The sequence below is a fragment of the Nocardiopsis codii genome (assembly GCF_036327455.1).
Taxonomy (GTDB): domain Bacteria; phylum Actinomycetota; class Actinomycetes; order Streptosporangiales; family Streptosporangiaceae; genus Nocardiopsis; species Nocardiopsis codii.
This window is the reverse complement of the sequence record NZ_JAUZMY010000015.1, coordinates 166,103-176,668: the sequence shown is the minus strand read 5'-3', so window position 1 is coordinate 176,668 and position 10,566 is coordinate 166,103. Positions and strand designations below refer to the sequence as shown.

The 10,566-nt window shown below is 74.5% G+C and carries 1 protein-coding gene; it reads left to right on the top strand.

The window, feature by feature from the left end; translation table 11 throughout:
* The first annotated feature begins 25 nt into the window (after positions 1-25).
* Entirely contained in the window at positions 26-10,342 is a 10,317-nt protein-coding gene (locus tag Q8791_RS16715) for a hypothetical protein (protein WP_330092644.1), read from the top strand.
* Positions 10,343-10,566: the final 224 nt, after the last annotated feature.

The window sequence follows — 10,566 nt, the reverse complement described above, 5'->3', positions numbered from 1 at the left end:
GTCCCTGAACAAGGACCTCGCCGAGGTGTTCGGGCGCCACAACGACGAGTTCCTCACCCCCTACAACCCCGCCAGCCCCCTGGGCGCGGGCGCCTTCGACAACGCCGCCAAAGCCGCCACAGCACGCCAGGACTTCGGCGACCTGTTCGCGCGCAACTTCGGCGAGCACCTGGGCGAGAGTGCCGCGCGTGACCTGGGGCGCGATTACGCCGACACCCTGGCCCGGCACTGGAACAACCCCAACCTGGGCCAACACCTGCGCGAGACCATCGGCGACCGTCTCCCGCCGCACATGCGCGACCACCTGTCCGATGTGCCCGTCAACCTCCAAAAGCCCCTCAACGACTACTTCTCCACCACCGGCGCCTACGCCCAGCAGACCGGCGGCAACATCGGTAGCGGAGCCCTGGAGGGCTACCTCGGCGAAGGGCTGGGCAGCCTCGCCGACGGACGCGGCTGGGAAGCCTCCGTCTTCTCCGCCACCGCCGGCGCCTCCCAAGCAGGCATCCAACAGGGCGCCACCGACGGCGCCCTGCACGGCCTCGACCTGTTCAACAACAAGGACACGCCTGACCTGGCCACTCCTCCGCCTCGGACCGAGAGTGATTCCTCCATTGAGCGAGGGTCCGACCCTCCCTGGAACGGGAACGGGTGGCCTCCCTCCGAGAGCGGATCCGACCGGTGGGACTACGGCCCCGACGGGGAGAACCGGGGCGGAGAGGACCGGGCCGGACGCGACCGCGACGGCGGCCCCGACCGGAACGTCCCCCCGGCCACCGCGACGAACGGCACCGGCGACCGCGACGCCACTCCCGCCCCCTCCAGCCAGGACGATGGGCAGTCCACGAACAACCGCGACGTCACTCCCGCCCCCGCCGGGCAGGGCGACGGGCAGTCCACGAACGACCGCGACGACACCCCCGACGTCGATGACGCCCCCGACCTGGTCAGCGACACCGGAAGCGACACCGACTCCGACTTCGGCGACCCCGACGACCGCGACCGGACCCCCGACGACACCGTCCGCGTCCACGACGACCCAGACACCCGCACCCCCGACACCGGCAAGGACCCCTTCGCCACAACCGACACCAAACCCCTCGGCCTCGACAACGACCCCTACCTGCCCGGGATGAACGACGGACCCCTCACCGTCAACTTCCTCAACGCCATCGTCCCCGACAACCCCCTGGCAACCCCACCCCCCGCCACCGACCAAACCACACCGAACACCAACCACAACGACAACCCCGCCAACACGAACCCGGTCGACAGCACCGCCCCCGAACCGCAGCAGCAGGACACCACGGCCCCCCTCACCGTGGCACCCCCATTCGGCCAGCCGACCCCGCCACCCACGGGCCAGCAACCACCCCCGACCGCGCCGAACAACCCGACCACCGACAACAACCAGCGCCCCACCCCCTCCGAACGGGACGGCGCGGCGCACTCCCCCCAGAGCACCGGCGACACCCACACCCCGGACCCCTCCGTCCACCGGTCGGCCGACGACGATGTGCCCACTGTCAGAACGGAGAGCGGGCCGCCGCAGCCCGCGGACACCACGCCCCTCCCCGGGGCACCGGACCACCTTTTCCCCGCGCCCACCCCTCTACCCGACTCCCAGGGCGAACAGGCCGACCAGGGCGCCGCCCCGCCCGCCCGTTCGGAAGACCAGGACGGCGACCGCCCCCGGGACAACGATGGGGAACAGGACGGCGACCGCCCCCGGGACAGCGATGGAGACCGGGACGGCGCTTCCCCCGCCGTGCCCGTCCCACCGCCCCTCGTGACGCCCCCGCCCGGGCAGGTCACTCCACCACCCGCGCCCACCGCCGGGCAGGCAAACCCCTCCCCGCAGACCACACCGAACCGGATCACCACCGCCATCCGGCTCGGGGAACTGGCCTCGGCCAGCATCAAGGACGCGATCAGCGGCTACCAGCACGCCCAGGACCTGGTCGACCAGACCCGGGAAGCCGAAAGCCAGGGCCGCCCCGACGCCGACGACCTGCGCACCCGCGCCCACGAGGCACAGCGCGGAGCCAACGAGGCCTACCGCACCTACGACCACCTCGCCCAGATGCAGGCCGACCTGCTGCGCCCCGACGGCCCGACCACCGTCATGACCGTGGAGACCACCGGCGGGTCGAGCCGCGACACCGGCCCCGTCCCCCTCGGCGGAACCAGCAGGGACATCCCCCTGGGCCCCCTCAGCACCGATCCCCCTGCCCGTCCGGGCGATGACCTCACCGGCAACACCCCCGACCCGGCCGCGCCGCCCCCGACCGGCTCCGAGGCGCCCCCGCCCCCGACTCCGCGGTTCGACTACGAGGGCACCGTCGCCCCGGACAGGGGTGCGGGCGAGAGCCACGACCTGGGATACCTCACCACCTCCACCCTCCTGGGCCAGCACATGCTCCTCACCGAGCCCGTGCCCGACTTCGTCCGCGACGTCCTGAACTCCACACCCGGCATGCCGGAGCAGGTGCGCCGGGAGATCGGCGACCACGCGCTCGACGTCCTCACCCGCGAGGGTCCGCGGCGGTTCTTCCAGGGCGAGGGGCACACCCTCAGTGCGACGGACGCCGGCGGAACCTGGAAGGCCACCTTCCGGTTGCGTCCCGGCGAGGACGGTTTCTTCCACGTCGACACCCCGGCATCGAGCGGCGGCGGGGACCCCCGCTCCATCTGGCTGCACGACCTGGGCCCCGGGGTCAACTCCACGGAGGGCGGCTCCTCCGGCCCGGGCAAGACCGTCGGCGCGAAACTGACCGTGAACCCGTTCTACGTCGGGGACGTCGGCGGGAACAGCGCCGGGCCGACCTTCTCCGCGGGCGGGCGCTTCGGCACCGACGTGCGGAGCACGGGCTTCAGCGCGGCGAGCAAGGCCACCTCGGACAGCGGACTCGAGATGATCGGCAAGCCGACCGTCTACGTCGCCGACCTGCACATGGCGGCGTCCGTCACCGGTCCCGGACTCGACGCGCCCCACACGCCGAACGGTACGGGGTACAACGGCCTGGCGATCAACCTCCCGGGCGGGGCCGTCTCCAACAAGGACGCGCCCGAGCACATCCTCCTCACGGACGCGCCGGTCGGCGCCGACGGGCACCGGGGCCCGGTGAACCGCCCCTCGTCCGGCACCAGCCACCCGATCGAGGTCTCCGCCATCACACCGGTCACCGGGGCCGCCGGCGGCACGGGAACCGCCGGCGGCACCACGGCGGCCTCCGGGAGCGGTGCCCCCGGGTCGGGCGGCGGGCGCCGCACCACCAGCCTCGGTTCCTGGCTCGCCGACCACCTCCTCGGGAAGGGGCCGGACGAGACCCGCCCGCCCGGCCACAAGCCCACCAGGGCCGAGCGCGCGGCGGCGGACTTCCGCGGCCGGATCGAGCGCGCCTTCGCCGGGGACCAGGTGCAGCAGTACCTCCCGCAGATGACCAACAGCCCGGCCCACCTGCGGATCCAGACCCCGGACGGCCGCAGCAGCATCATGCGCATGTGGTCGGTGCCGACCGAGTACCACCGCAAGGACTTCGCCCCCGGGCTGACGGACTTCCTGCACCGCAACGTCTCGCAGAGGGACAACTCCTCCAGCGTCACCGGATCGACCGTGGTGACGGGGACGGCGAGCCTCGGGTTCGGCATCTGGCTGGAACTGCCCGGCGGCAGGAGCGTCAGACTCGACGTCCCCACTGTCGAGTACGCCGCCTCCTACGAGTCCGACACCGGTGTGACCCGCGACCAGTCCGGCCTGACCAACCACACGGTCAACAACCCGGCCGGGCACGCCGCCTACGACGTCAAGCGCGACTACTACGTCCACCTGCAGGGGGAGCCGAACCCTCACCGCTTCGAGGGCGCATCCGTCGAACTGCTCACGATCGAGGACGCCCGCCTGCTGAACGGCGAACCGCCCAAGGCCCCGGCGCCGGAGGGGTCCGCCGACGGCACGGACACCGCGGCCTCCACCGTCCAACCGCCCCAGCCGCCCCGGCCCCCGTTCCCGAACCTCGCGGTGGACCACCCCACGGACCTGAGCGGCGCCACCCTGCGCGGCTTCGGGCACGCACCGCCCGCCACCACACCCCCGGCCGCGCCGGGGGAAACCCCCGCCCAGGGATCGCCTGCGGGCGACACCTCTCCCACCGGTACCACGGGGAACAACGGCACCGACGGCGGCACCCGGGCGGCCCCCGTCCCCCAGCGCACCTTCTACGACGAACTGGCGCACAGGGTCCTCACCGCCATCGCCGACAAGCGGCCCGGCCTGGTCATCCCCGACATCACGCGCACCCGCGCGGACTACGCCACCAGGCCGAGCCACATGGGGGACGACGCGCACCGCACCCCCCGCGAGCGGTACCTCCTGCGCCGCAACCACGAGATCGCGCAGGCCAACACACTCAAGATCCTGAACGGGCTCGGCGAGTCCAACCTCAAGAGTTCGGGGCACGACCTGCCGGGCGACGGCGTGGCGATCCGCCTCACCGAGCCCGCCGTGATCGACCCCGCGATGCTCGCCCTGGACAAGGGTCTGCGCCCCGACCACGTGACCGTGCGGGTCGCCGCCGCATTCGGACGCCTGGAGCACACCTTCGACACGTCCGCCGGCGGCGGCGCCCGCTCCACGGGCTCGGCCGGTATCACCACCACGAAGGGGTCGAACTTCACCCACTCCGTCACGGGGACCGTGGGCGGGATCATCCGCGACGAGTCCTCCCAGGACGCACGCGGAGTCCCCCGGGTCACGGGCGCCCCTTCCGTCTCGCTGGTCAAGAGCTGGGGCAGCGGGCACAGCGAGGCCAGGTCCGTCACCCGGAGCGCGGAGGACACCGTCTACTTCATCGGGGACTCCGACCAGTGGACCTCCCGGGTGCGCTTCGACGCGCGGCTGTTCGAGCACGACGACATCGGGCTCGCCCGCGACGACCGCCACCCGATGGAGCGGGGCATCCCCCTCCTGGGGAAGGGCATGGACGGGGAGGCCTCCCTGCTCACCCCGAAGGCGCCCCCGGCCACCGGTTCCTCCGACACCCCCGCCCGGCCCGCCACGGGCGCGGACACCCGGAGCACCACCCGGGACACACCGCGGGAAACAGCGCCCGACGGGATCACCCCCGCGGCTCCGCACGGGCAGGACGGCGCGACGAACCCACCGGGGACGGAGCACACCACGACCCTCGCGAGCCCGGAGGACGTGCCCCCGGCCACGGCCACCGTCGTCGGCGACCCGACCCCTCTCACACCGCAGCAGGCCGAGGAGATCATCCGGGGCAACTTCGTGCCGACCCCCCGCACACCTCCGGCTCCCGCGACCACCGCCGCCCCCACTACCACGGGCACCACGGGCACCGACGACGCCGCCACGGCCGTGACCACCGGCGGCCGGGGCACCGACCCCGAGCCGCCCCCGGGCGACAACGGCCCGAGCACGACCGGCCGGGGGACCGGACCGGAGGAGCACCCCCGGGACGCACCGTCGCTGAACGTGCGGCGTGCCCGCGAGATCATCCACCGCGGCGGCACCGTCGAGCGTGTGAGCACCGACTTCGACACCCGGACGCGGGGGCGGCGCGGACTGCTGGAGGAGACCTACCGCGCCTTCTCCTCACCCCGCCAGGGGCTCTTCGACGGCTACCGCCTCAAGCTCGACCGGTTCCTCACCAGTTCCACCGGCGGAGGAAGGCTGTTCGAGAACGTCCTGTCCTCGGAGAACCTGGCCACCAACAAGGGAGCGACCGGGCCCGGGGGCGCGCGCACACGTCAGGACACGGGGGGCGGGTTCAGGTCCCCGCACCAGGTCCGCACGACCGTCGCCACCAAGGTCGACGTGGACTCCGTCACCGACTTCCGGGCGGTCGACGCCCAGATCCAGTGGAACGGCGTCCAGGAGATCAAGCTGTCCACCTCGTCCACGAAGACCGACAGCCTCACCCTCAGGGGCGGAGCGGTCTCCGGGAGGAACCCCAACCCCCAACCGGGGGAGGACTCCCTCCCCTCCGAGGCCGTCCGACCGACCCCGGCCGCCGGCCCCTCCGCGAGCCGCACCCTCACCTCGGCCAACACGGCGGCGACGCACTCGGACACGTTCTCCTCGGCGGTGCTCTTCGTCCCCAACATGGAGAAGGTGTACGCGTTCCGGGGCTCGGGCCACCTCACCCAGGCCTTCGAGTTCCTGAAGAACTGGAGCATCGGCCCGCCCCTGAACTGGAACACCCGTTTCCGCGGGTGGACCGTCCCCGTCCAGGACCTGGTCTCGGGCTACTTCCACGCCCGCGACGCCCACGAGGCCGGACTCGTGCTGGACCGCGTGCAACGGACCGACAGCGGCCTGGAGCTGGTTCCGCAGCCCAACCCGAAGAGCCCCGAGACCGCCCGGGTGCGCCCCGGGTTCGAGCACAGCGGCAGGCAGATGCGCCCGGCCGACCCGAGCGCCGCCCTCCAGTCGCTCGTGGACGACCTCGCCGCGAACGACCTGGAACTGACCGGCGACAGCCGGGAGACACTGCTCCACGCGCTCACCACGAACCTGGGTAACAACCCGAGCCCCACCGTGCCGGTCCCCGTCAAGGTCCGCAGCGCCGGCGCCCACACCGAGGAGGACTCGGCGCCGCACCGCATGCGTGCGGCGGACGGCGCCAAGGTCTACGTCCACCTGGACAAACGCACCGGCCCGGGCGACGCGCGGTACGTGGGTGGATCCGTCTCCTACTCCGAGACGCACACCTGGAAGGCGTCCGACGCCTTCAGCGAGAGCCGGAACACGGTCACGACCGCGTCGGTCAACGGCGTGCTGAGGCAGCCCCTGCCCTACACGGGCGACGAGAGCGGCCCCGAGGCGCAGCCGGACCACCGGCCCCTGGCCCTCAGCCCCGCGGGCGGGGTCTCCGCGTCCACCAAGGACAGCCGCTCCACCGGCGTCACCGAGGACGACAGCAGGATCGTCAAGCTGCGCATGAAGACCCCGTACGTCAAGGTCACCGCGCAGACCACGCTCACCCTCACGCTCGAACTCGACAAGCCGAGGAGCTTCGTCCACGGCGGCGACTCCAGAACCGCCTACCGGGGTTCGGGGGACGGCGGTCGCGTCGACACCGTGTACCCGTCCCCCTACGTCGTCTTCACCCCGCCGGAGGCCCCTGCGGTCGTCGCCACCGGTACCACCGGGGGCGGGGAGGGCGGCGACGGGACGGCGCCCCGGACGGGCGCGGAGGACGCCGCATCTCCCGCCGGCTCCGACGCGGGCCGGAACGCCTCCGACTCCCGTGACCCGGCGGCCTCCGCCGCCACCGGCGAACAGGGCACACCACCGGCCCCCGACACCGCCACCGCGGACACGTCCTCCACTGCGGGGACCGACGCGCCCCGGCCCGCCCTCCACTACGCCTCCGTGCCCGACATGATGCGCGACCAGAGCGCGGACGGCGGCAGCAGGGCGGGAGACGACAGCGCCCCCGTCCTGCCGACCACCGTGGAGGACGACGCCCGCCCCCTGCGCAACACGGCCGCCGTCGTCGTGGCCAGGACCCTCGGCTGGACGCCCCCGGCCGACGCGTCGCAGAACGGCCGCTACACACAGGCCGCCGCCGACGCGGCATACGCGCACGTGGCCCGCGAACTCGGCCTCGACCCGAAGTACAACACCATCGACCACCACATCAACACCCTGGCGCTCAAGGCGGTCTACCCGTCGGCCGCCACGAACGACGACGGGGTGGGGCTGACCTCGATGGGCCGGACCGAATGGGCCCTCAAGGTCCTGTCCGACACCGCAAACGCCCGCATCCTGGACGTGGTCCCGGGCAGCCAGCTCAGCGTCTCGCGCACGGTGGCGGGCACCGACACGTTCGGAAGCGGTCGCACGGCCGGAAGCGGGACTGGCGGGGAACTGCGCCCCACCGGCACGACCAGCGGCGGCCTGCCCTACGACGACCACCGGGGCGTCCAGACGGGAGACGCCTCGGTCGACACCCACACCGCCCAGGGGTCCTCGGCCGGCGGCAGCCAGGCGGTCAAGGGCTACCCGGAGTCCACGGTGCTCCGCCAGGGTCCCGCCTACCTCATCGAGTACGACGCCACCTGGGCGATCGGCGCCGCGACCAGGCTGAAGGCCCCCGGACTGCTGCACCAGGGGGACGCGAGCCTGCCGAAGACCCCCCTCCACTCCAGGCCCACGCGGTGGGACGTCGAGCACACGACGGTCAGGATGACCGGATGGATCTCGGAGTCCGACGCCGTGGCGCGGGGCATCCTCACCCCCGAGCAGGCCGAGGCGATGACCGGGGCCCTGGACAAGCTCGACACCACGCGCACCTCGTTCACGGACTCCGAGAAGAAGTACGCCGGGGCCCGGACCCCCTTGGAGGGCCTGGCCGAGAGGTACGTCGGGAACCCCGACGACACCGGTCGGGCGAAGGCCTACGCCGACGCGGCGACGGAGTACGGGCAGGCGCTGACGGAGTTGGACACGGCGCTCGACTCCTGGGTCGGCGCCGTGAACGGCGCGCGCGCCGCGCTGGCGGCGCCGACGCCGGAGCCGGGCACCGCCCCGCTGCCCCCGGCGACGGAGAGCCCGGCACCGGATCCGCACACGGCGAGGGACGACCGGAGCACGCCGACGATCACGGTCACCTCCCCCGCGGCCGAGCCGGCGCCCACCGGCCCCCGGCAGTCCCTGGTCGACCGCTTCCGCTCGGAGCTGAACCTGACACCGCCGAGCCACGAAGCCCCCGCGCCTCCGGCCGTCGGGGACGGCGCGAACCGGGATGGCGGCACGGCGGACACCGCGCGGCAGCACGCCCGGGACGCGGACACCGACGCCGCCGAGGTGACCCGGGACCTGCGCGGCACGCGGGACGCCGTCGGCGACGCGGAACGGGCACTCACCGGAGAGCGCCCGCCGGGTGAGGCGGCGCCGAACGCCCGGGACGCCGTCACGGCAGCGCGCACGGCGGCCGACGCCGCACACGCGGCCGCCGTCAGCGCCGGTGAGCAGGCGGCCGAGGGAGCGCGTGCGGGCCTGCCCGACACCGTCACCGCCAGGGTCCCGCCGATCGTCCGGGCCGGTGAACAGGCGGCGGACCCCGCCGACAGCGCGCGCGGCGCGGCGGACCAGCGCACGGCGGAGGTCTCCGCCCTCGAAGGCGACCTCGCACTGCTGGACGCGGACAAGGGCCCGGATGCCACGGCCCCGGGCACCCCGCCGGGATCCGCGGGCGGCCGTGACGGCCTCGGCGAGGACCCGGAGACCAGGGAGGCGCGGCTCCGGGACCAGCGGTCGGGCGCCGTGCGTACGGCCGCGCACCTGGACGGCCTCGCCGGGTCGGCCGACACCGCCCGGGTGAACGCCGAGAACACGCGGGACTCGGCCGCCCGGGCCGAGACGGGCGCGAAGAAGACCGCACGCGACGCCGAGGCGCTGCGCGCGGACGCCGAGGCCCAGCGCGACCGGGCGCAGCGGGCCTCCGACGCCGCGGCCCGGCACCGCGGTGCCGCCGGACAGGCGGCGAACGACGCGCGAACCGCCGCCGCGCGGGCGGACTCCGCGGCGGCCGCCGCCCGGGACGTGGCCCGGCAGGCCCGCGACGCGGCCGCCGCCGCCCGGACCGCCCTCGACCGCGCCGACCGGATCACCCGGGACGCGGAGCGGGCCCGGAACGAGGCCCGAGCCGCCCGCACCGAGGCCGATCGCGCCATCCGGCGGGCTCTGGCGGGGGAACGCGGCACCACCGACCGGACCGCGACCGGCCCCCGCACGCAGGGGAACGGCACCGGCCCCGCGGACGCCAGAGCCGCGCGCGGGACGGCGGCACAGGCCCACCGCGAGGCCCTGGCCGCGGCGGAGCGCGCCGCGGCTGCCGCCACCGAGGCGCGGAGGCTGGCGGCCCTGGCCGAGGACCTGCGGACCCGGGCCGACGCGGTGGCCGCGCAGGCCGGTGCCGCCGCCACGCGCGCCGCCGACGCCCTCCGAGCCGCAGAGGCGGCCGAGGCCGCCGCCCGCGCCACCGGCGACGCCGCCGACGCGGCGGCCGCCAAGGCCCGGAGCGCGCGCGACTCGGCGGACGAGGCCCGAACCAGCGCCGAGGCCGCCGCAGCGGTCGCGGCCGGGGCCGCCGCCGACGCGGAGAAGGCCCGCGCCGCCGCGGTGCGCCTGGCCGCGCAGGCCAGGACCAGGGCCGAGGCCGCACGCGCTCTGGCCCTGGCCCTGGGGGAGGCACTCCGGAACCTGCGGGGGTCCGGGAACGGGTCCACGACGGCGGCGGGAACCGCTCCGCTCCCGTCGGCCGGGGACGGATCCGACCGCTCCGCGGCCCCCGCCCACTCCGGCCGGAGCTGACACCGACAGCCGCGCACGGCACGCCCGCGCCCGGCGGCCGAGGGGCGCCCAGAGTGCCGGGAGAGCCCGTGCCACCCCCGGCTCGGCGGGACGCGGCCACCGCGACTTCGCGAGTGATCCAGGACACACAAAAGTCAAGTGATCGTACCAATCCCGCACACCCCTCCACCTCACCCCCGGAAATACCCCGCTGTTCTTGCCGCTCTTCCCTCTGTGTGCAAAAG